Here is a 20,439-nt window from a genome sequence, read left to right on the forward strand (position 1 = left end):
GTTTGTGATGCTTTGCCTGAATCTGCCAATAAGCCGTTAACTTATGTCAGTCTTTCAAGTTCGGTTATGTTGTCGAGCGCGTGTTGGTTGGTGTCACCACAAACGACAGGACAAGGCTTGAATTCATAACAAACTTTCGGCCTTTCAGGCTTACCAAATAACTTACACAAATTGTCTTCGTTGAGCTGAACACACCGTATTCCCGCAGGTTTGCCTTTTGGCATACCAGGAATTGGAGAAGAAATACTCGGTGCGATACAACATGCTCCACAACCCAATCTGCATTCCATACTTACGATCTCATTAAAAATAAGGGCGCGATAGTAGCAAAAAAGATCGCGTATAGCAGTATAAAATTTATGCGTTATTTCTATAGCCAATTTAATAACGCTGTGGATTTGGACGCCTGTATATTTTGTGTGAATAGTGGAAGAGAGCGAAAAATTGAATGGTTTGCTCTGATTTAACTATTTGTTGGTTTTGAACGTACTCCGCTAAGCTTAGAGGCTAGGGAGAGCGCTTTTTTGGCGTTTTGGAATGAAAAATATAATTAGGAGTGTTGTGTTAAATGAGCACTAAAAGCTTTTGGGCAAAGCATTCCATTAAAATACTCTCTGTTATTGGGTTTTGTGGATCGATTATGGTGGGTGTTGGCATCTACTTAATGGTTGATCATGAATACCAGTTGGCGCGTCAAGAATTACTGGGTGTCTGGGAAGAGTCGAACGTCGCAACTTATGCTGCAAACACACTTCACGTAGCAGAAGAGGGTATCTATTGGAACGAAGATTTAATTAGTACACACTTCTTGTTTGATGGTGAAACTCTGGCGTTCAATTTAGGTAATAGTCAACAGCGTTACCATTTGGATCGCTTAAGAGGTACTTTGGTACACCTTAATGGCACCTATAAAGCTAAATATCTCAAGCAACCTACAAAAGCTTACTCTTTAGGTCATCCAATGAGAGGCCGCTAAATTCTTTGGATGATGGCTTATCAAGCCGTTTTCGAAAGTGCTAAAATTACTGTTATCACGGCTTCGTTCAGTATGAAAATTCCCCTTGAACTTTACTCGCCTAAACGGTATAAATCGCTCCCCTTGTCCGATACGAAGTAATGTTATGAGTCAGCCATTTTGGGAAAGTAAATCACTAGAACAAATGACCGAGCAAGAGTGGGAAGCCCTCTGTGACGGCTGTGGGAAATGTTGCCTACATAAGCTCATGGATGAAGATACGGATGAAATCTATTACACCAATGTGGCTTGCAGCTGGTTAAACAGTAAAACCTGTTCCTGCAAAGATTATCCCAATCGCTTCACATCAGGAGAGGAATGCACCAAACTCACCCGAGAAGACATCGATGATTTCACTTGGCTACCACACACTTGTGCTTATCGCTTATTAGCAGAGAAGCAACCTATTCCTGAATGGCATCCTCTGATCACAGGGTCTAAGTCGGCGATGCATGCAGCGGGTGAAAGCGTACGCAATAAAGTAGTGTATGAGATTGATGTGCTGGACTGGCAGGACCACATCCAAAACTTACCTGAATGGGCTAAAAAGAACTAGCGCACTTTTAAACGTTGATCATGGTTTTTCAGTAAGTCTTACCTTTTAACCTGTGGCCATGAAATTTAATAAATTTATTATTACCAATAATAATGAAGCCACAAGTTACCTTGTGGCTTCATTTATTAACTAAGAGAAAGCGTCACTAAAGATATTTTTCGGCACTGCATGGAGTTCTTTTGTTAAACGTTCACGCAAAATATGCGACGTATCAAATCTACCCGATATGTATACTTCCGAATGAGCTAGCGTTTTATATTCATGCTTTATCTCTTCAAACAGAAGGTCGATACCACGAGGCGATTTTTCAGTTTTTACGACTGTGGTCAACTTCAAGTTCTGATACCGTGCAACCAAATCGTTCAATTCCTCTAATGCGTATAGTTGCTTTTCTTCTCTAGCGACCCAATAAACATGTACATCTCGGTTTGGCGAAATTGCAAGGGAGCTCAGCAAGATTGAACGAACATAAGAAAAGCCTACACCACCTGCGACTAACAGTACTGGCGCACAAGAGTCTTTTCTCAGAACCGCTTTCCCCCCCAGCTTGACTAGCCTTGCTTGCTTGCTCTCAAGTAACTTCTCTAACCCGTTTTTGCTGGTATGGGTTGATGCAATGTGTAACTCAATCAGCTCGGACTCCATTTCTGGGGACGCGATTGAATAATAACGACAATTATCAGAACCCACAGCAAGTGCCATGTACTGCCCAGCTTGAAACTCGAGGGGAATGCTTGGCTTTAACATGACTTTCTGCACATGCTGATTCAGTGGTTCTGAAGACACGACCGACAATTCAATATTACTCATGCTTACTCCTAGTGACTAGCGCCACCATCGATGACGAAATCGTGGCCTACAAAAAAGCTGGCTTCATCCGAGCTGACCCAAACCACTGTATTCGCAACTTCCTCTAGCGTCGCTATGCGGCCAGCAGGGATCAGTGGCGCAAAGCGTTTATTTCGCTCTTCCCGTGATTCTCCGGGAAGCAGCGACATATCGGTGTCGAAAGCACCTGGGCTAACAGTATTAATTCGGACTCCTTGACCGATATATTCTTTTGCAAGTGAGCGAGAAAGAGCCTCAAGTCCGGCTTTGGAAGCGGCATAAGCGGAAAGGCCGGGAGCCGTTAGGTTTCTGCCTATCAGTGAAGATATATTGACAATGACCCCCTTGTTGCCCTTTGACATCAAAGCTAGCTCTGCATTTAAACAGCGCCATGTGCCAGTTAAGTTGATATTTATCAGTTGCTCAAACTCTCCTTCACTTAACTCCCCCGCAGCAAAACTACCCGCATTGTTAATGGCAATATCGATGTGATCGATCTTTTTAGAAATGCGATTAAACAAATCTTCGACACCGTCTTGGCTAGCCATGTCAAATGGAAAAGTATGATAAGCCCCACCGAACTGCGCTAAGCTAGTGGCTAAATCATCCAGCTTAGCTTGATTTCTTGAGGCTAAGAGCAAGTTTGCTCCAAGCTGCGCATATGTACGAGCAAGCTGTGTACCAAGGCCACCAGCCGCTCCTGTAATCAATATATATTTGCCTTCAAATGACGTATTCATACTATTTTTCCATTTCCAACACTAACGAATTGTTTTTCAAATAAGGGAGTAGGCTAACTAAGCCAAGTAGTGCTAAGGCGACACCGAACCACAAAGGAGCACTCCAGCCGTATTTTGCTTGCACCAGCAGTCCGCTTAACCATGAACCTACGACAATGCCGAGATTAATCACAGACATGTGTAAAGAGTTAACCAATGCGCCATTGTTCGAAACACGCATGACACGAGTGACCATTGCTGGGTTCATTGGCAGTCCGACAAATCCGATAATTATTGCGCACGCTATTGCGATGGTTGCGTTAGTAATGTTTAACGCCATCAGCATTAAGGTTGTCGCGAGTATCAGCAAGCCGATAACCATGATTTGCATTGCGTACTTGTCAGCCCATCGACCGACAATGATGTTTCCTATAACCGTTGCAATACCATAACAAGCGAATAGAGCGGGTAACATGGATGGGTCGAGCCGCGTTGCTTGAGTGAATATTGGTGCAAAGAATGTAAAGGCAGAGAAGGTCGCGCCAATGATTAACCCACTGGTGCAATAGGCTGCCCATAGGCTCTTATTCTTCAAAGTGGCCAGCTCGGCTTTAATTGATACGTTCATTGGGCGGGGGGAGTTAGGCACAGAGAACATCACAATGACAGTACACGCTAACGTTAGTAATGCGACGAGCCAAAAACTGAATCGCCAACCAAAACTCTGATCGATTTGCGTCGCCATGGGTAAACCCACCACACTTGCTATCATTATTCCAGCCAAGACAATGGACGCCGCTCGGCCTTGCTTATCACTATCCACCATGCCAACTGCGATAGAAATAGCGACTCCAAAGAATGCAGATTCAGCTACGCCTCCAAGGACTCTAGACACAACCATCGTCGAATAGTTGTCTGCAACAGCACCAATAATCTGACTGACAAAAAACAGTAACATTAAAAATATCAGGGATGATTTTTGCCTGAACCTGAATAACAACAGGGTCAAAACCGGTCCACCAACAACAATGCTTGCTGCAAAAATAGAAACTAGGAAACTGGCCATTGGAACGCTAACGTTCAGAGCATCTGAAATAGAGGGCAACATACCCGCAACCATAAACTCTGAAGTGGTCATGGCAAAAATGCTGAGGCTTAATATGTATATAGATAAATGCATGTTTATTTTCCTATTGCATTAGTTGTATTTACAGCAGGTTGGAGGTGATATTTTTTCCCGACCGAGACAGCATGGTCATGCAGCTCAGGGGTGTACTCGATAGGTGCGGTGCCAGGCTTAGCTTTTACTCCCGCTTCCAAGAAGAATCGTTCTACGCCGCTTGGGTTAAAGTAAAAAAGTAATCGAGCAGCATATAGGCCGACGTTCTTGAAACCATGCTCCGTATGCTTAGGAATGAAAATGGTGTCACCTTCTCGTGCAATCTTTTCTTCACCGTTTAACATGATATTTACCTGTCCGGACACCACGTAAATAATTTCATCGGCATCTGTGTGGAGGTGACCAGGGGCTCCACTGCCCGGAGGAATCGAAGAGTCGAGAAAACTGATACGGCCATTAGTCGTGCTTTTATCAAGCTTTACGGTGTAGACATCCCCGCTAAGCCAAACGGACTCACCATCTGACGCCGAGACTAACCTGGGCTTGGTACGATTTGTTGTATTCATTGAATTTTCCTTAACCACTAAATAAATGGGTTATTGCTTTTGCTTGTCAGTAGTAATTCACCACTGGCGGTCAAAATACTTTGCTGGGCGACGGCATGCTGACAAATCGTATTCACATCACGGAGCCATTTATCCATAGGTGATTCTTGCTTGTAGATAGATGCACCACCGACCAAGTCATAAAGTTGCTGGATGATGTCTCTGCTTGTTTGAAATGCTTTAAACCTTGCCACTGCTGTCGCGACGCGCAGTTCTTCACTGAGTGGTTGCGACGTTTCTAGTGCATGCCATTGTTGCTGTAAGGAGCTGTATACCGCGCTACGAGCGGCCAAGAGATCGGCTTCACAACCTGCGATGACAGTCTGTACTCTAGAGCTTTCAAGCCAAGGAACGCTCAACGTACGATCAAACTTGGTTGGAGCTTTGGCTCTTACATAGTCAATGGCTGCTCTGGCAATTCCTAGCGGCACACCAGACATGTTTCTTAGAATCGCTTCAGGGGAGTCATGTAAAGGTCCTTTACGATAAGGTTCGCTGAAGCTAAAGCTATGTTCGTTAGGGACATACAATTCATTGGCACTGTAGTCTAAGCTTCCGCTTCCCTGTAACCCAGTTGTATGCCAACCGTCTGCAATTAGATATTCACTTGGCTTGGCAATCATGACGCGCCATATCGGCTGGCCATCTTCATCTAAAACTTTCTTACCGTGCTCATAAACGAAACAACCAGCGCTGACCAAATCACTATTTGAAATCCCACTACCAAATCGCCATTTTCCAGTCACTAGATAGCCCCCTTCAACTCTTTCAGCCTTACCTTGAGGGTGTATCCAGCCAGCGGTAATGAAGTTAACGCTCTTGAATAGTTTTTTAGCGACAGAGTCTTCTAGGTACCCAGAATAGATCCCAGAGTCACTTCCGATCATCACGCACCATGCGACAGCAGCGTCAACCTGAGCGATCCTTTCTATCAGTTGGGTTTGCTCCATTGAATTAAGTTCAGCTCCCCCCCAACTTCTGGGAAAGTTCATCGCAAATACGCCAGTATTTTTTAAACTTTGAGCAACATCCGCTGGTAGACGACGTAACTGCTCAATCTCATTAAGCCGAGGTTCAATATGAGGCAAAACTTCTTCTAGTGCGCTGAAAATCTTTAGGTATTCTTTATTTTGGCTCATCACTTATCCTTGATATCTGTCGTTACTAAATAGGTGGTTTGAATCGATTACCTCTTTCAAAGAAGCGATAATGTCACGTGATTGGGGATCACTAAGTAGATGCTGTGACCACTGGCTATGGTTGACGTCTAATCGGTAGGGCTTAAATCCAGCAGCGAAGAACATGTCGTACAGCATATCTAAAGCTTGATGCGCTCTAACCGCCTCCGGTGAGTACTTTTTAAAGCGAATAGCCACGACCAAATCAATCACTGATTCATCAAGTGCGTTTATCGTTGCACCACAGCGAATTTGGGTTTGCTGATAAATGTGCTCAAAAATCTGGTAAGCCTTGGTGATGCTTTCCCCTGAAAAGGGAAGTAGCGGCAAGAAAAATAACCAACCTGATTCACTACTATCGACATGATGATGATCGGTGCCCAATGTGGCCTGAAGCAAGTTGTCGTTCTGGCTCGCATCTCCGCAATGGGCGGCTGAGACTAAGTTAGCAACGGTATCCTGATGGTATTCGCCACTATTAGTGATTTGGCAGCTGCTGAAGTTTGAAGATTGTTCGATTAAGGTTTCGATCAATTGACAACGGTTTGCCACGTCACGCTCCATACCATCGATACACAGATGGACAGTAAACGTTTTGTCTTTACCGCCGTAAGTTTCATTTGCGGTATCATCATAGACTTTTAATACACCGCTATTGAGGCCCTGAGCGCACCAATACTGCAATTCATCAATCGCTTGTTCTAAGTATGGCTGCTCGAATTCAATGCGTACCACCTTGGATGCTTCACGTTTAGGCCAAAGCTTAAATACTCCAGCGGTAATGACTCCAAAATTAGACTGAGTAAATAGATGCAGCAGTGATGGCCCGACTCCAACCGAATAAATCGGTGTTTTTTGATTCTCTGGCCACCAACCAAGCTTCACTTTGCGACCATCGGAGAGCAACACTTCCAATCCAAGGAGATCTTTGATTCTTTGATGGCGAAGCCCAACACCTCTGTCCAGTGAGTTACCAAGCAAACTAGAGTGTGCTGAAGATGCGGTGAGATTTATCATCCATGCTTCATCTTTCAATTTTGCAGCTAGCTCTCCTTGTGATACCCCAGGTTCAATCACAGCATAACCTTGTGCAAGGTTTAGTTGACGAATACTGTTCAAGCCTGACATGGAAACTAATACACGCCCATCGGTTACATCTTCTTTGGAGCCCAATCCCCAGTTAAACCCCGTACTGACTGGATGAAGTTTTATCCCTTCGTGATGTGAAGCCAAGTCTATGAGCTGCTCGACGTCATCTACCGAGGTTGGATGAATTGACCCGCAACTCTTACGCGGGCGAAATTGGCTGACATTTTCCCCCAATGTATCGGCATAACACACTTTTTCACTACCAATGTGTTTAGCAACTTGCTCCAAATACTGCTGGCTCATGCGATTTTTTCTCCTTTTTAGCAATAAAATGGACTTATCTTGGTGTAACTTATTTGAGTACTGAAACTGCCATCTTGATTCTTTAATCGACATGGGCATGTTGACTCTCTGACATAACCGCATGACTTCGCGACTCTTTCAGAGGCTTCATTACCTTCTTTAATCCCTAGCTCAATGCGAACATAACCTGCTTCGGAAAAAATCCATTGCGTGAATAAGTTAAGTGCTTTTGTGGCATACCCTTTACCTCTATGCTCTGGGAAGATCCCATAGCCAACATCAGCCACTTTAGGCGGGACAACTGGACGCAGATGTACTCTTCCAACTACTTGTTGACTGCAGTTTTCAACTACAGATGCTGTAATGCCAATACCGAGAATGTTGTTGAGTCGTGCCTCTTGGCAGTAGTGCTTGACCTCTGCATAAGATCTAACGGGAAAGATTGACCAGAATGCGGCAATGTCGTCCTGTTGCTCTGTGAAAAATGCATCACAGTGTTCGCTGACCGTTGGGATAATGGTTAGTGAACCGTCAGTTACTCCACATTCTGGGAATATTGGAAATTGGTGGTAGGGCTCTACATCATCCGACAATACAAGGGTCAAACAAGTTTGTATTTTGTGTCCTATGGAACGCTTAAAAACGCCTACTGGGCTAAATCCAACTTCTATTGCAGAGGCAATTAGTGATTCATAAATAATCGGTATATGCGTATGAATTTTCTTCTGTTTGTCGTTCTGAAGTTTGACGAACGTGGTTTGCAAATCCTGATAGACAGTTTGAATATCTTCTCGCTCATAATCATCCCAATCCAATTCATGTACGATGATATCTGGAGCCTCACTATCAACAATTAATGTAGAGTGTTGTTCATAAGCGACGTTGGGTGTTTTAATTTTGGTTTGTAGCGATTTACTTTCAAAGCGGGTCACCCTAGCGTGTGACAGCCTACTTAGCATGCTGTTGTAATCTCCCCTTTCACTGCTAATCAGTGTTGTCAATGGAGGATTCTTTAGTATTATTTCTGAGGCCTTTCCATAATCGGTTTCGCTTTCTAAGCCTTGATGTGTGTTCATTTACTTCCTCTGTATCTTTCAATCAAAAGCCTAGAAAACATGCCTAGGCGAGAGGGAGTAATATAAAACGCAACAACTCAGTAAGGTACTATCCTTATAGATAGGTTAGTAAAAATATATCTAACGATGGTTTATATTCATAAATTGACAAAAAAGTCATTTTTAAAAGTAAGATGTTATTATTTTATTTGTCATTATAGGGTTTTACCAAATAGATTTAGATGATAAAAAAATCAATATATTAAGTTTTCCTATTAGGCAAAGTCTGTACTAATTTAGGTATTGTCCCTAAATGAATTTTTGCCAGGGAAATAATAAATTATAGGTAAGGTTATCGTTTAATAAGTCAATAAGGAGGGAGGTATAGAGTAGTTATGGAGCGAGAAGTTGAGCGATTGGGGCGCTCATTACCAGCTATATTAGGCCTAGCTCTGTGTATCTTCGAATGGCTTGTTTGATGTTATTGGCGTTTATCTTCTTACACAAGTTGGAGACATGATACTTTACGGTCACATGCTTGATACCAAGGATAATAGATATTTCTGAGTATGTTTTCCCCATACAAGCCCAATGCAATACTTCTCTTTCACGTTCAGTGAGGTGTATCGGTTTAAGATCTTTTTGAACTTGTTGTGATAGTAATGCTACGACTTGCTGATGGGTGTCAATCAGTACCATCTGTAATTTGTCCTCGCAAGCTTTAACTAAGTTATGAAATTCTGTCTCATGTTCGATATCACATACAGTCAATGCGGCAAAGTTGTTGAGGTGATCATGCAAAGTGAAAGTATACCCTGTCACCATGTCCTTTCTCTTGCTCGAATCAACCTCTACTCCTTTAATATCTTCAAATTTAGTGGAGTTTTCATCAAACCATGAAAAAGGTGCTATTGATTTTCGAGCATGCTTAATTATGGGATCTTCTTTATACAGTTTATCTTTCTTATATTTGGCTAACCAGAAATCTGGAAAGTTTGAAACCATTGCATGTGATGACATTTCTTTTTTAGAGTAAATTACATAAGAAAAGTAATGTATCCCGAAGAAATTCAACTTTTCAGCAATGGTACTTAACATTTTCCTGCTTAGCAGCATTTCAAAGTCAGTATAATTCATTTTATACACTAATATATTTCGTTACATCCATATCTTCGTCAGTATAACTCTATGTGTCATATTGTTTAAGTTATTTTTAGATAAAATAAATGTATATTTAAATAGCTATGATTGAAAAAATACAATAGTGGTCGCTTTTATTAAATAAAATATGAGGTAAGGCTACACTTTTACTTTTATGGGGTGATAGACCGTATTTTTTAATCGTGTTCGTCGTATACACATTTTAAATGTATATAGTAGATAGGCAAAAAGACGAGTAAGGTATTTAATACTAACAAACCAGCATCAGCGAAAATGGCTAGTGGGCTTCTATGTTGAACAAACCCATGGAATTGAGAATTAGATGAGGAGGAATAGCTCTGATAGGTAATTATCTTTACTTTGACGGACTAAAGCCCGCTTAAGTCGTATAGAACGCCTCTAGTTAGAGGCGTTTATCACAGGGCTAGTCTTGATTATTTTACCTGCGTCTTAATGTACTCGCCCAATTCTGAATGGTGCATGATTTTTGAGACAGGAATGATCGCTTCTGCTGGCCCCCAGGCAAACACGTTTACCGGTGTATGCGTGTGCGTACCAGTGCCCCACACGATGTTTTGGCTGGTGGCTTGCTCACGTGCAAGCAGGTTACCGCGGTCGTTATATGGGAAGAAGGCGTCGAAATCATTGATTGCTGGTACTTCCTCGGCGGCCAAGTACTTATGCCCTGCTAAACGATAGGGGTTGGGTTTGCTGGCCAGAACATTCGCTGCTTGACCGGAAGTGATTGGGAATTCGGTATTCTTGTTCACCAATTCAGCAAATTTAGCTGCAGTTTGTTGATTTTTTGCGAGTTTTTGGAATTCACTGACAATACCATAGTAACTTTTCTTTTGATTATAAAGGTTATCTAGGATCTGGAAAGAACCGAAATTAAAGTTAGGTGCATAGCTGCGCTCAGCAAACGCTTCTCCCTTTCGAGCTTCTGGCTTGGGTAGATCTTGAGATGAGTAGCTGAAACCAAATGACCCCGTTTCGTGATCAGCAGTGACAATCACAATGGTATCTTCACGGCCTTGTGCCCATTGGTAAACAGTATTGACGGCTTCATCAAATTTAAGCATTTCATGTAGCATAGTGCCGGCATCATTACTGTGTCCTGCCCAGTCAATTTGGCCGCCCTCAACCATGAGGAAGAAGCCGTCTTCGTCCTTAGAAAGGATATCCAGAGCTTTATCGGTCATCTCTTTAAGGCTTGGCTGCGTGCGGTCAGGGTCATCTTTGCTTACGCTGTAAGCAATTCCATCATTCATACCAGAGTATGAAAACAGGCCAAGTAGTTTGTTGCCTTGCACTTTAGACATCATTTCACGGTTAAACGCCAATTGATACCCGCCTTGCTGAGCTTCATTAAGAAGGTTACGTTCATCTTTACGTTTAGATTTAAGATAAACATCGCCCTGAGTCAGAGTCTTCAGTTGATTGTATGTTTCACCTTTTTCGTTGGTTGACTGTGGAATCCAGTGGCGAAGCCCGCCTGATAACATTACGTCGACGCCAGTATCTAACATGTCAGATGCGATGTCATTCTCTAACGAACGGTGAGGTTGATGTGCGGCAAAGGCGGCTGGAGTTGCATGGGTCAGACGTGTATCTGAAACCAAACCGGTGGCTTTGCCCATGCTTTTGGCTTTTTCCAGTACGGTCTGAACATGGTTGCCTTGAGAGTCAATACCGATCACTTCAGAGCCTGTATAAATACCCGTTGATAACATAGTTGCGGAGCAAGCTGAATCCACAACAATCGCATCTTCCGGGTGGGTCAGAGAGGAGCCAATCACGCCTTCCTGAGCAAGTTTAAATAATGCCGTTGGTTGGCCTTGATAAATAGAGTTGGGAGCTTTGTTCGCGTAGGTTTCAAGCAGGCCAACCTGCTGTGGGCCCATTCCGTCGCCAATCATTAGGATAACGTTTTTAATTTCTGCCGAAAGAGCGTTAAAAGAGAGCGCAGAAGTCGCGACTGCCGCGACAAGAGGTTTGGTTAAGTGCTTCATCGAATTGTCCTTATTTGTAAAAGCGTCCCGATTAAATCACTGTTACATTTCATATTTATTTCATCAATGATGTAATTTATAAAATAACCTCGATCATTGTATTTTGTGCTTGATGACACAAAAACACCTCATGGTAGAGGTTATCAGATGATAGGGAAGGCTAAGACGGTAGCGTCTACTATGAGTGCGGTGAACTCTACAACCTCTGTATGGTTAAAGTGTTGAATTCAGCTTTTACACAGGAGCTTGTTAAAAGACAAGAAGATACGGGGCAAACTAAAAAGGGCTGCTTGTTATGAGTCAGGACGAGCCTCATTAGTCATTATAAATCAGTCGCCAAGTCGGGTAGGGGGCCAGAAGCAGGGCAGAAAAATACAATGCTTGTTTTGACAAGCATTTGTCTTAATAGGAAGTCGCAATAGGTCGAAATAAATCTATATCAGCGCCAGAAGTATGCCGCCTACTGTTGCCGCAGCGGAAAGATATTGCCCCGCAGAATAAGCACCGTCATCTTCTTCTTTGATTTCGTCAGGCTTATCAATACCTAACGCTCCATGCGTGAAGGATTCAACTTTATCGCCGACCGTTTTATCTGCTTTTTCAGCGGCTTTGGCTTCTTTATCAATTTCCTGTAAAGCGGCAAGCAACGCTTTTCCTTCATCAGAAAGCGTGACTTTGTTTTGCTCCACTTTCAGTGGCGCTGGGCCATTATTTGGCTCACTTTGGTTCGCTTGAGGCTTGACCTGCTGGGCTGGTGTCAGCTTCGCTGGCTCCATTCCTACTGGTGTCATAGCGATCTCCTTACATCATCCTCATGGAATATATCGACCAATGAGTAAAAAACTTGTGCAAAATATGCCGATTTTGTATGAAATACATTCAAGCACAAAGTGTGCCTAATTTATTGGTTACCTACAAAAGCTGGTTATTAAGTGAAATTACATGATGTTAGCTCAATGCTTCTTGTGAAAGTGAGCAAAATAGAGGCCAATTCAGAGGCAAGATAAATCCTCATTCCGTTTTGCTAGGCTATGGTACGCTTTCATACGATTTTCCCTTTGAACATATCGTACTGGTGGGTTGAGCACTTGCAGTTGGTAATCCTCGCTGTCAGAAACAATTTCTCCAGTTGGAGTGATCACTATTACCTTGAGCTCAGGGCGTCTTGAAAGGATGGAAGCTTTTGTTCCCAGGCCTTGTTCTATATGAAACTTTCCGGCGATATGAAGGACTTGAGTGGCAGGGTTCTTATCTAGGTAGCGAGTGATACTTTCTGCCATGGTTTCATCCCATGTGATTTGAGCCGCAAATTGTTTTTCCGTTTGTTCTGGCTTACCGTGGTGCATAGAAGCCATGAATTTATCCTTGTATGGGCTTGAGCCAGTGTTGACTTGTCCAGCAACGTTAGAGCGTTGTTCTGGGGGGAGCTCGTCGAGGTAGTGAATACCGTGGCGCCCTATACAGCGTACAATGGGTTTCGGCGCATTAGCGGCAATGACATCGATTTGATTTGCTTTTGCCAGTTCAATTAAAGGGCGATAGTCGCTTTCATAATTTGGCCAAGCGTTGGTCTCTTTAATCAGAGTCTGTTCACCAATTTCGCCTGCGAGGTATTGATCAACAACATCTTGGTGATCACGCGAAAACTGCTCCATGGAGAGAGCAATATTCTGATCTTGCGATATCAGCATTTTTAACAGTTCTGTTTGAAAGCGGTGGATACCGGAGTGGGTATGCCACTCACCGATTAAGATGACATCGGCGTGCTTAACTTTATTGGGTAATTGCGTGAGAGAAATCGGCTTAGCATCAGGCGTAAAAAGCTGATAGTCGTAGAAACTGGATACCTCGTATTGAGGCGATGTTGAACAAGCCGATAATACCAAGCAAGTCAAAGGGATAGTGAGATGCTTATGCATGAAGTGCCTCCAAAATATGATGTGTGCATACTAATGGAGGCAGAGGGATAACTCAATCTAAATGAGAACTATTATCCTAAGTGGGGTTGCTTGCGATAGATACGAATCATGAAGTCTGCCTCGCATTCGAATAAGGTAGACGATTTTAGTGAATCGCGCAGTTCCTGACTCGCTTTCCAAGCAAAAGGTGTCATTTGAAGTAAGTCGTACGCATCCCCCTCTTTGAGTGACATCATGTAATTGAGTTGGATTTCTTCTTCAAGACTGAAACCTTCTATGGTTTCTACTAGTTGATTGTGTAATCGGACATCAGTATAGATGCGTTCACGAAGTTGATAGAGGTGTCGGCCCGCTGGAGTTACCGTGATAACGATACCATTTTCATTAACCACTCTAGATAATTCTTCAGCTTTACATGGCGCGTAAATACGCAGTACGGCATCTAAGCTCTTGTCAGCAAAAGGTAGACGAGTACTCGATGCCACACTGAATGAGCAGTTGGTGTAACGCTTGGAAGCATAACGGATAGCTACCTTGGAGATGTCTAAACCATAAGTGACTGCACTCGGGTGTTGTGCAGAGAGTTGTACGGCCACTTCCGCTGTGTAATAGCCCTCACCACACCCAATATCAAGTAATTGATGCTGGGTGTCAGTGAGATACTTGGCACAAATCTGTGCGACATTTTCTTTTAATGGACGATAGTAATCTTTTTCTAAAAAGCGACGTCTTGCTTGCATCATCTCTTTGTTATCACCAGGATCTTTAGAACGCTTGTGTTGAACGGGCATGAGATTGATGTAGCCTTCTTTTGCTAAATCATAAGCATGGTTGTTATCACATCGATATGTGCGATCAGTCAGCGATAAGCTCTGATGACATAAAGGGCAGGTATAGGACATAAAGCTCTCTTGGTGATAAGAAGAGCGCGAATTTTAACAGGAAGCAGGTTTTGAGACTAGCGTAAGAGCTGCGGCTTAAGGCTAAAAAGGCAGGATGACCTGCCTAAAGAAAAGAGTTATTGCGCAGAAATTACGGTGATGAGTTGATGTGACTCGCCGGGGTAAAGGGTTTTTCCGAGATCAACACTTGGTGCATACAGAGTTGATTCAACACACATCATGGTTTGGTAGCCATTGTTAGGCATGTCAGCCATGCTTTGTGCGCCTTCTGCCCAAGGGTTCCACAACACTGCTGAATTATGACCTCGGTTCTCCACGCTTAGTGTCCGCTCCAATACAGGGTCTTGCACCAAAATTTGCGCTTCTGGCTGAGTGTAAACACGGTCAATCGTATCGGTGAGCTGAAGAATTTTACCACCTTGGCAGACTTCGCCTGCTTTCAGGCTGTCGATGTATTCAGGGCCCATACCTGTTGTTTGCGTTTGCTTGATGTCGCCGACGTTTAGGTAAGTGTGCAGCGCGCCAGAGAAGGTCCACTCTTTGTCATCGATGTTCATGACTTGCAATGTCACTTTCAACTCATCACTGATTTCAACGATAAGACGAGCATCGAACATGTGCGGCCAGATATCGTGAATCTCTTCAGTCGGGAACAACGCCAATTCAACGATCACACCTTTGTCATTTTCACGGTGCTCTACCAGCTCCCATTCTGCTGTGCGGGCAAAGCCATGAGCTGGAGCGGCAATACGACCAAACCAAGGCCAACAAACAGGAATACCACCGCGGAGTGCCGTTTTACCATCAAAGATAGCCTGCTCGCTCATCCAGATCAGATCGTGTTGATCTGCTGGGGTAAACGATACGACATGACCCCCATGGAGTGCGATGCCTGCCGTTGCTTTTTCATGAATGACGCGGACAATTTTCACCTGATCAACTTCGACGATGGTGACATTATCAGAGAGCACGGCTAGAGCTGGGAGAGTTTTTAAATCCATGTATTGTTTCCTATCGCTGGGAGAGAGCTTTTTCGATACGCTAGCACATAAAATGAGCGTCGAGCTTTCTTCCTCTCGAATATCAGATACTAAAAAGGCGACTCTAAAGTCGCCTTTTTCAACTTCTTCAACGAAATTCTTCGCTAAAAGCTTACATTACTTAGAAATGTGAGCAATTAGGTCTAGAACTTTGTTTGAGTAGCCGATTTCGTTGTCGTACCAAGATACAACTTTCACGAAGTTGTCAGTTAGCGCGATACCAGCTTTAGCATCGAATACTGAAGTCTGAACTTCGCCGATGAAGTCTTGAGAAACAACTTGATCTTCAGTGTAACCTAGAACACCTTTTAGCTCGCCTTCAGAAGCTTCTTTCATTGCTGCACAGATAGCTTCGTAAGATGCGCCTTCTTTAAGGTTAACAGTTAGGTCAACTACAGAAACGTTCGCAGTTGGTACGCGGAAAGCCATACCAGTCAGTTTGCCGTTTAGTTCTGGAAGCACAACGCCTACAGCTTTAGCTGCACCAGTTGAAGATGGGATGATGTTCTGAGAAGCACCACGGCCACCGCGCCAGTCTTTAGCAGAAGGACCGTCTACAGTTTTTTGAGTTGCTGTAGTAGCGTGAACTGTAGTCATAAGACCAGATTCGATACCGAACTTGTCGTTAAGAACTTTAGCGATAGGCGCTAGACAGTTAGTTGTACAAGAAGCGTTAGAAACGATGTCTTGACCAGCGTAAGTGCTGTCGTTAACACCCATTACGAACATTGGAGTTGCGTCTTTTGAAGGACCAGTCAGAACAACTTTCTTAGCACCAGCAGTGATGTGCTGACGTGCAGTTTCGTCAGTTAGGAAGATACCAGTTGCTTCAGCAACAACGTCAACACCGATTTCGTCCCACTTAAGGTCAGTTGGGTTACGCTCAGCAGTAACACGTACAGTCTTACCGTTAACGATTAGGTTACCACCTTCTACTTCAACAGTGCCGTTGAAACGGCCGTGAGTTGAGTCATACTTAAGCATGTATGCCATGTACTCTACATCGATAAGGTCGTTGATACCTACAACTTCGATGTCGCTACGCTCTTGTGCTGCACGGAATACGAAACGACCGATACGGCCAAAACCGTTAATACCTACTTTGATAGTCATTATAGTTGCTCCACAACTTAATTTCTGATTAAAGATAACTGGTAGTAAAATTACAGAATCCAGTCAAAATCTGCAACAGATAATCGGACTTAACTTGTTTAAAGTCAAAAAAAAGCGTCGCTTTTTTTCACAATCAGCCGTATTTGACTATCTTTTGAACGGATTACAGGTTTTTTGTCTAACCAGTTGACGTAAAATAGATCAGATGCTTTCAATCTTGATGAAAGTTTAACCATCCTTTTATGGTTTCAAAGTATGTGCTACAAACATTAAAGTACGCAAGTTTTTACAAAGAAAAAGTCACAGTAATAGTGATAAAAGTGGAGAAAAAGAAAAGTGGAACAGGATATTAAAAAAGTTGTAAAACCAGATAAATACTGGCGTGAGCAGCTTTCTGATGAAGAATATAGAGTCTGCCGACTTCAGGGTACTGAAGCCCCGTTTAGTGGCAAATTACTCCATAACAAGGAGACGGGGGTTTACGCCTGTACTTGTTGTCAATCGCCACTGTTTCAATCTGAAAATAAATATGATTCTGGGTGTGGTTGGCCCAGTTTTGATGCTCCTATTAATGATCAAGCCATTCGATATTTAAAAGATCTAAGTCACGGAATGGTGAGGACTGAGATTCGATGTGCAGTATGTGACAGCCACCTTGGTCACGTTTTCCCTGATGGCCCCAAGACAACTGGCGAAAGGTTTTGTGTAAATTCAGTGTCGTTAATTTTCAACAATTCATGAAAAAGCGGTGACGAAATCACCGCTTACTGTTTTATCCTTTCAGATTGTTGCCACTCAGTTGAAGCTAGGAACCATATTCCTTTGAAAACTACCGCTCTCTAAAGCATTTTCAATAGTGTCGGCAATACCATCAAGCTGTTCATATTTTTCTTGGCTGAACCCGTAAAGGATCTGCATTTCTTGCTCTGAACCGATAATAGGGACATCGAATCGCTTGGCAACCATTGCCCAAACGTATGCCTGCTCTTTGCGATCAAGCTGATAGGTGATGCTGGCAAGTGTTTTGAAAATCTCAGTATTGAGGTTTTTACCTCCGCTCAATTCGAGAGATTTATTGAGTAAGTCGACTGTTTTCTCCAGATCTCGACTGGTATAGAAAGTTGCAAGTGCATACTGCATTTCTGCCGTTTCTAAGGCTGGAGTGCCTTCTAATTGTAGAAAGCTTCGCTGAGCTTGGTCATCTCCGGTTTGGCTCCAAAGAAAATAGAGCGATTCAGGGGAGTTAGATTGACGGATCCGTTCGATTAACTTTTCTAAGTCTTCACCTGAGTTCATTAAAGCATTAAACCGCCTTTCTTTAAGTCCAGCTTGCTCAATGGGCTGGATTTGAGAAGCGAGTTCAAGGCATTTTTTGTATCCAGCAAGGAAACGGTACTCCTCAATAATGTTGCTATCGGTGGGCTGTTTTAAAACTTCATAGCGGTGCCAAATCAAATCAGTTCGAGGTACTCGACATTGACCATCATTCATATTAAGTCGTTCGCATTGTAAACTCGGGTTATCAGCGCACAGCTTGTCAGTATTCTGACGATTTTCGAAGCACCCTATTAATGCTATGGGCATGCTAAAGATGAGTAGTGCTTTTATATGCTTCATATTTTGATTTGCTTGTGATCCGTTACACTTATTCTTTGGTGCAATCTTGACTCAGAATGCCAGCCAGTTATGTTCTTTCCATCTCGGTTACAACTTTAAGGATAGACCATGGACGCAGAGCAGTTAATTAATGCCATTACACCAGAGGCATATGAGCGTCTATTATATGCTGTAGAAACGGGGAAGTGGCCTGAGGGTACATCACTTTCTCAGGAGCAGCGAGATTCATGTATGCAAGCTGTGATGTTGTATCAATCTAAACATAATTCGGAAGCTCAGCATATGACAGTGGCTCAAGGTGGAGAGATCAGTTTTAAATCTAAAGCAGAACTGAAAAAGCAATTCAAGCAAGATCAAAACGATATAATGAGAGTCAACCCGAATAAAGACTCTTAATCGCTGATGAAATGTAAAGAGCAGGGACACACTAGCCCTGCTTTTCATTATTCAATACTATTTTATCCGCAGCATTTTTTAAACTTTTTACCACTGCCACAAATGCATGGATCATTGCGTCCTACTTTGAGATTTTTGACTGATTGAGTCAGCCTTGAATCGACCTCAGGTTTGGGAAATGTCCCATCAATATAGTACCAAAGCCCATTTTCTCTCACAAAGCGCGAACGTTCTTCCAAGCAGTGTTGCACACCTTCCTCGTTGAAATAGGCTCTGAATGACACAAAGCCTTCGTCTTTATTAGAGCCTGGTTCACAACTTGTGACTTCCAGTTTATACCAATCGCTTTCTACCGACTGTTCAATGCCCTCACGTTGCTCACTGGCTTGGCAAGTCGGATGGTATGTATTGATGACATAATCGACGAGACGCTTTACATGGGCGCTATAACGGGAACGCATTAATTGTTCTGGGGTGGTTGCTTTCGCGTGATCAAGATGAATAGGCTCACAGCATTCGCTGTATGCCTTGTTATTACCACAAGGGCAGTACTGCATGACGGCTCCGATGAACTGTTATTTGGTTGAAACTGAGAGCAGATCGGCTGTCCACTTTAGTGATTCTTCATAGCAATCGCTTAGGTCTTGTGGCTTGAGTCCTAAAGACTCACAAAGATGCGATACCTCTTCCCAATCTGCCAGCTCGTACGCTTCTGTTAACATAAGAATTTTGCCTAGTATGCCTGCATTTTGTGTCAACGCTAGTTTTACTGACTTATCGATGGGTATTTCGTTCACAATTTGTTCTAAGGGCTTATCGAGTAGGCTATCAAGTAAGGAAAAGATTCCAGTGAGGAAGGCTTGGCCAGACTCAGGCTGGGTGGCCAGTTTTGTGCCCAGTAGTTCACAGTATCGCGCTCTTTGTATCGATAAGCTGTAAAGGTAGTCTGGCTTATTGTCTTGAGTGGAAGCCAGAGAAACTAATGAAATAAACTTCCGTAGCTTCTCTTCGCCTAAATAAACCAGTGCTTGTTTAAAAGATTGAATTTGCGTCTGAACAATGGATGAAGAATTAACAAAAGACAGCAGTTTAAAGGAAAGGCTAACGTCTTTACTAATCAGGGACTCTATCTTTGTATAGTCCAGATCATCTTTGGCAATCTCTTGCATAAGCTGAATGACGGTAATGAAAGAGGCTTCTAGTGCTTTACGTGACAACACTTCGGGTTTACTAAAAAAATAGCCTTGAAAGTATTCAAAACCCGCTTTTTTGGCCTGTTCAAACTCTTCATAGGTTTCTACTTTTTCGGCCAAGAACAAAATATTAGAGCCTGCTAACTTCATCATAAATAAGCGGGCTTTCTCTATGGGCACTAATCTGATATCAAACTTGATGATAGAAACATAGGGTAAGAACGCTTTCCACTCTTTACTCGGGATAAAATCGTCCAGTGCGATTTTGTACCCCATTTTTGCCATCTCTCTGATTGCATCCAATAACTCTTGTGTGGGGGGGCAGTCTTCAAGCACTTCAACAACCATATTGTCCTTGGGAAACATGGTTGGGACTTTGTTAACGAGGCTTTGGTAGGGAAAATTAATGAACCCCAATTTGTCCCCGAGTGTTTCGTAATGCGTACTAAGAAAGTGGTCAGACAATAAACGACTGGTTGCGAGCTCAGGATCGATTTCAGGGAAGGTGTTTTTAGGACCGTCCCTGAAGAGAAGTTCGTACCCTACAGTTTGTTTATCTCTGTTTAGTATGGGTTGTCTGGCTATGTAAGAGTTTTTCAAAACCTAATTCCAACGTCT

General features: G+C 43.0%; 22 protein-coding genes. 4 read left to right on the forward strand and 18 right to left on the reverse strand.

Features of this window, described 5'->3' with window-relative positions; genetic code table 11:
• Positions 1–41: 41 nt before the first annotated feature.
• Positions 42–290 (reverse strand): YkgJ family cysteine cluster protein, encoded by a 249-nt coding sequence (locus tag L1D23_RS08920; protein ID WP_239865666.1) that lies wholly within the window; start codon positions 288–290, stop codon positions 42–44.
• A 278-nt stretch (positions 291–568) separates the two neighbouring features.
• On the opposite strand from L1D23_RS08920, the gene L1D23_RS08925 reads away from it, so the two are divergent.
• Both L1D23_RS08925 and L1D23_RS08930 read left to right on the forward strand, forming a co-directional pair.
• The gene (locus tag L1D23_RS08925) at positions 569–976 is read left to right on the forward strand and encodes a DUF2850 domain-containing protein (protein WP_239865668.1); all 408 of its coding nucleotides are present in this window, start codon (positions 569–571) and stop codon (positions 974–976) included.
• A gap of 145 nt (positions 977–1,121) precedes the next feature.
• Positions 1,122–1,571 (forward strand): YcgN family cysteine cluster protein, encoded by a 450-nt coding sequence (locus L1D23_RS08930; RefSeq protein WP_239865672.1) that lies wholly within the window; start codon positions 1,122–1,124, stop codon positions 1,569–1,571.
• 129 nt (positions 1,572–1,700) lie between these two features.
• On the opposite strand, the gene L1D23_RS08935 is transcribed toward L1D23_RS08930, so the two are convergent.
• The 14 genes from L1D23_RS08935 to gap all read right to left on the reverse strand — a co-directional run bounded on the left by L1D23_RS08935 (position 1,701) and on the right by gap (position 16,615).
• On the reverse strand, positions 1,701–2,381 hold the full coding sequence (locus L1D23_RS08935; protein WP_239865673.1) for a hypothetical protein: 681 nt from the start codon (positions 2,379–2,381) through the stop codon (positions 1,701–1,703).
• A gap of 8 nt (positions 2,382–2,389) precedes the next feature.
• Positions 2,390–3,139 carry an SDR family oxidoreductase gene (locus tag L1D23_RS08940; RefSeq protein ID WP_239865675.1) on the reverse strand — a complete coding sequence of 250 codons (750 nt, stop codon included), beginning with the start codon at positions 3,137–3,139 and terminating at the stop codon, positions 2,390–2,392.
• 1 nt (position 3,140) lies between these two features.
• On the reverse strand, positions 3,141–4,298 hold the full coding sequence (locus L1D23_RS08945; protein ID WP_239865677.1) for an MFS transporter: 1,158 nt from the start codon (positions 4,296–4,298) through the stop codon (positions 3,141–3,143).
• A gap of 2 nt (positions 4,299–4,300) precedes the next feature.
• Positions 4,301–4,804 (reverse strand): cupin domain-containing protein, encoded by a 504-nt coding sequence (locus L1D23_RS08950; RefSeq protein WP_239865678.1) that lies wholly within the window; start codon positions 4,802–4,804, stop codon positions 4,301–4,303.
• A gap of 17 nt (positions 4,805–4,821) precedes the next feature.
• The gene (locus L1D23_RS08955) at positions 4,822–5,982 is read right to left on the reverse strand and encodes an acyl-CoA dehydrogenase family protein (RefSeq protein WP_239865679.1); all 1,161 of its coding nucleotides are present in this window, start codon (positions 5,980–5,982) and stop codon (positions 4,822–4,824) included.
• Between the two features lie 3 nt (positions 5,983–5,985).
• The gene (locus L1D23_RS08960; RefSeq protein ID WP_239865680.1) at positions 5,986–7,413 is read right to left on the reverse strand and encodes an FAD-dependent oxidoreductase; all 1,428 of its coding nucleotides are present in this window, start codon (positions 7,411–7,413) and stop codon (positions 5,986–5,988) included.
• Between the two features lie 17 nt (positions 7,414–7,430).
• Positions 7,431–8,489 carry a GNAT family N-acetyltransferase gene (locus L1D23_RS08965; RefSeq protein ID WP_239865681.1) on the reverse strand — a complete coding sequence of 353 codons (1,059 nt, stop codon included), beginning with the start codon at positions 8,487–8,489 and terminating at the stop codon, positions 7,431–7,433.
• 414 nt (positions 8,490–8,903) lie between these two features.
• A complete protein-coding gene (locus L1D23_RS08970; protein WP_239865682.1) occupies positions 8,904–9,605 on the reverse strand; it encodes a LuxR family transcriptional regulator in 702 nt (233 codons plus the stop codon).
• A 458-nt stretch (positions 9,606–10,063) separates the two neighbouring features.
• The gene (locus tag L1D23_RS08975) at positions 10,064–11,641 is read right to left on the reverse strand and encodes an alkaline phosphatase (protein ID WP_239865683.1); all 1,578 of its coding nucleotides are present in this window, start codon (positions 11,639–11,641) and stop codon (positions 10,064–10,066) included.
• A 434-nt stretch (positions 11,642–12,075) separates the two neighbouring features.
• A complete protein-coding gene (locus L1D23_RS08980) occupies positions 12,076–12,432 on the reverse strand; it encodes a hypothetical protein (RefSeq protein ID WP_006962936.1) in 357 nt (118 codons plus the stop codon).
• A 201-nt stretch (positions 12,433–12,633) separates the two neighbouring features.
• Complete coding sequence (locus tag L1D23_RS08985) at positions 12,634–13,560, reverse strand: ChaN family lipoprotein (RefSeq protein WP_239865684.1); 927 nt, start codon at positions 13,558–13,560, stop codon at positions 12,634–12,636.
• Positions 13,561–13,631: 71 nt separating this feature from the next.
• A complete protein-coding gene (gene rlmA, locus L1D23_RS08990; RefSeq protein ID WP_239865685.1) occupies positions 13,632–14,462 on the reverse strand; it encodes a 23S rRNA (guanine(745)-N(1))-methyltransferase in 831 nt (276 codons plus the stop codon).
• A gap of 116 nt (positions 14,463–14,578) precedes the next feature.
• Entirely contained in the window at positions 14,579–15,463 is an 885-nt protein-coding gene (locus L1D23_RS08995) for a D-hexose-6-phosphate mutarotase (protein ID WP_239865687.1), read from the reverse strand.
• 156 nt (positions 15,464–15,619) lie between these two features.
• Positions 15,620–16,615 carry a type I glyceraldehyde-3-phosphate dehydrogenase gene (gene gap, locus L1D23_RS09000; protein ID WP_006962931.1) on the reverse strand — a complete coding sequence of 332 codons (996 nt, stop codon included), beginning with the start codon at positions 16,613–16,615 and terminating at the stop codon, positions 15,620–15,622.
• 336 nt (positions 16,616–16,951) lie between these two features.
• On the opposite strand from gap, the gene msrB reads away from it, so the two are divergent.
• Entirely contained in the window at positions 16,952–17,356 is a 405-nt protein-coding gene (msrB, locus tag L1D23_RS09005; protein ID WP_239865688.1) for a peptide-methionine (R)-S-oxide reductase MsrB, read from the forward strand.
• Between the two features lie 54 nt (positions 17,357–17,410).
• Here msrB and L1D23_RS09010 read toward each other — a convergent pair whose 3' ends face one another.
• A complete protein-coding gene (locus L1D23_RS09010; RefSeq protein ID WP_239865689.1) occupies positions 17,411–18,232 on the reverse strand; it encodes a DUF2989 domain-containing protein in 822 nt (273 codons plus the stop codon).
• A gap of 108 nt (positions 18,233–18,340) precedes the next feature.
• Here L1D23_RS09010 and L1D23_RS09015 point away from each other — a divergent pair, with 108 nt between their 5' ends.
• The gene (locus L1D23_RS09015) at positions 18,341–18,628 is read left to right on the forward strand and encodes a DUF1315 family protein (protein ID WP_239838228.1); all 288 of its coding nucleotides are present in this window, start codon (positions 18,341–18,343) and stop codon (positions 18,626–18,628) included.
• Positions 18,629–18,690: 62 nt separating this feature from the next.
• Here the strand turns inward: L1D23_RS09015 and L1D23_RS09020 are convergent, their stop codons facing one another.
• On the reverse strand, positions 18,691–19,185 hold the full coding sequence (locus tag L1D23_RS09020; RefSeq protein ID WP_239865691.1) for a YchJ family protein: 495 nt from the start codon (positions 19,183–19,185) through the stop codon (positions 18,691–18,693).
• Positions 19,186–19,203: 18 nt separating this feature from the next.
• A complete protein-coding gene (locus tag L1D23_RS09025; RefSeq protein ID WP_239865693.1) occupies positions 19,204–20,421 on the reverse strand; it encodes an EAL and HDOD domain-containing protein in 1,218 nt (405 codons plus the stop codon).
• Positions 20,422–20,439 lie beyond the last annotated feature (18 nt).

This window comes from Vibrio sp. Isolate24, from assembly GCF_022398215.1.
GTDB classification, from domain to species: domain Bacteria; phylum Pseudomonadota; class Gammaproteobacteria; order Enterobacterales; family Vibrionaceae; genus Vibrio; species Vibrio coralliilyticus_A.

Bases quoted from the DNA above. Each gene is read 5' to 3' on its own strand.
- L1D23_RS08925 (WP_239865668.1), top strand. From the start codon at position 569: ATGAGCACTAAAAGCTTTTGGGCAAAGCATTCCATTAAAATACTCTCT.
- L1D23_RS08960 (WP_239865680.1), bottom strand. From the start codon at position 7,413: ATGAGCCAGCAGTATTTGGAGCAAGTTGCTAAACACATTGGTAGTGAA.
- L1D23_RS08940 (WP_239865675.1), bottom strand. From the start codon at position 3,139: ATGAATACGTCATTTGAAGGCAAATATATATTGATTACAGGAGCGGCT.
- rlmA (WP_239865685.1), bottom strand. From the start codon at position 14,462: ATGTCCTATACCTGCCCTTTATGTCATCAGAGCTTATCGCTGACTGAT.
- L1D23_RS08950 (WP_239865678.1), bottom strand. From the start codon at position 4,804: ATGAATACAACAAATCGTACCAAGCCCAGGTTAGTCTCGGCGTCAGAT.
- L1D23_RS08970 (WP_239865682.1), bottom strand. From the start codon at position 9,605: ATGAATTATACTGACTTTGAAATGCTGCTAAGCAGGAAAATGTTAAGT.
- L1D23_RS08965 (WP_239865681.1), bottom strand. From the start codon at position 8,489: ATGAACACACATCAAGGCTTAGAAAGCGAAACCGATTATGGAAAGGCC.
- L1D23_RS08995 (WP_239865687.1), bottom strand. From the start codon at position 15,463: ATGGATTTAAAAACTCTCCCAGCTCTAGCCGTGCTCTCTGATAATGTC.
- L1D23_RS09020 (WP_239865691.1), bottom strand. From the start codon at position 19,185: ATGCAGTACTGCCCTTGTGGTAATAACAAGGCATACAGCGAATGCTGT.
- L1D23_RS08945 (WP_239865677.1), bottom strand. From the start codon at position 4,298: ATGCATTTATCTATATACATATTAAGCCTCAGCATTTTTGCCATGACC.
- L1D23_RS08930 (WP_239865672.1), top strand. From the start codon at position 1,122: ATGAGTCAGCCATTTTGGGAAAGTAAATCACTAGAACAAATGACCGAG.
- L1D23_RS09010 (WP_239865689.1), bottom strand. From the start codon at position 18,232: ATGAAGCATATAAAAGCACTACTCATCTTTAGCATGCCCATAGCATTA.
- L1D23_RS08985 (WP_239865684.1), bottom strand. From the start codon at position 13,560: ATGCATAAGCATCTCACTATCCCTTTGACTTGCTTGGTATTATCGGCT.
- L1D23_RS08955 (WP_239865679.1), bottom strand. From the start codon at position 5,982: ATGAGCCAAAATAAAGAATACCTAAAGATTTTCAGCGCACTAGAAGAA.
- L1D23_RS08920 (WP_239865666.1), bottom strand. From the start codon at position 290: ATGGAATGCAGATTGGGTTGTGGAGCATGTTGTATCGCACCGAGTATT.
- gap (WP_006962931.1), bottom strand. From the start codon at position 16,615: ATGACTATCAAAGTAGGTATTAACGGTTTTGGCCGTATCGGTCGTTTC.
- L1D23_RS08975 (WP_239865683.1), bottom strand. From the start codon at position 11,641: ATGAAGCACTTAACCAAACCTCTTGTCGCGGCAGTCGCGACTTCTGCG.
- L1D23_RS09015 (WP_239838228.1), top strand. From the start codon at position 18,341: ATGGACGCAGAGCAGTTAATTAATGCCATTACACCAGAGGCATATGAG.
- L1D23_RS08980 (WP_006962936.1), bottom strand. From the start codon at position 12,432: ATGACACCAGTAGGAATGGAGCCAGCGAAGCTGACACCAGCCCAGCAG.
- L1D23_RS08935 (WP_239865673.1), bottom strand. From the start codon at position 2,381: ATGAGTAATATTGAATTGTCGGTCGTGTCTTCAGAACCACTGAATCAG.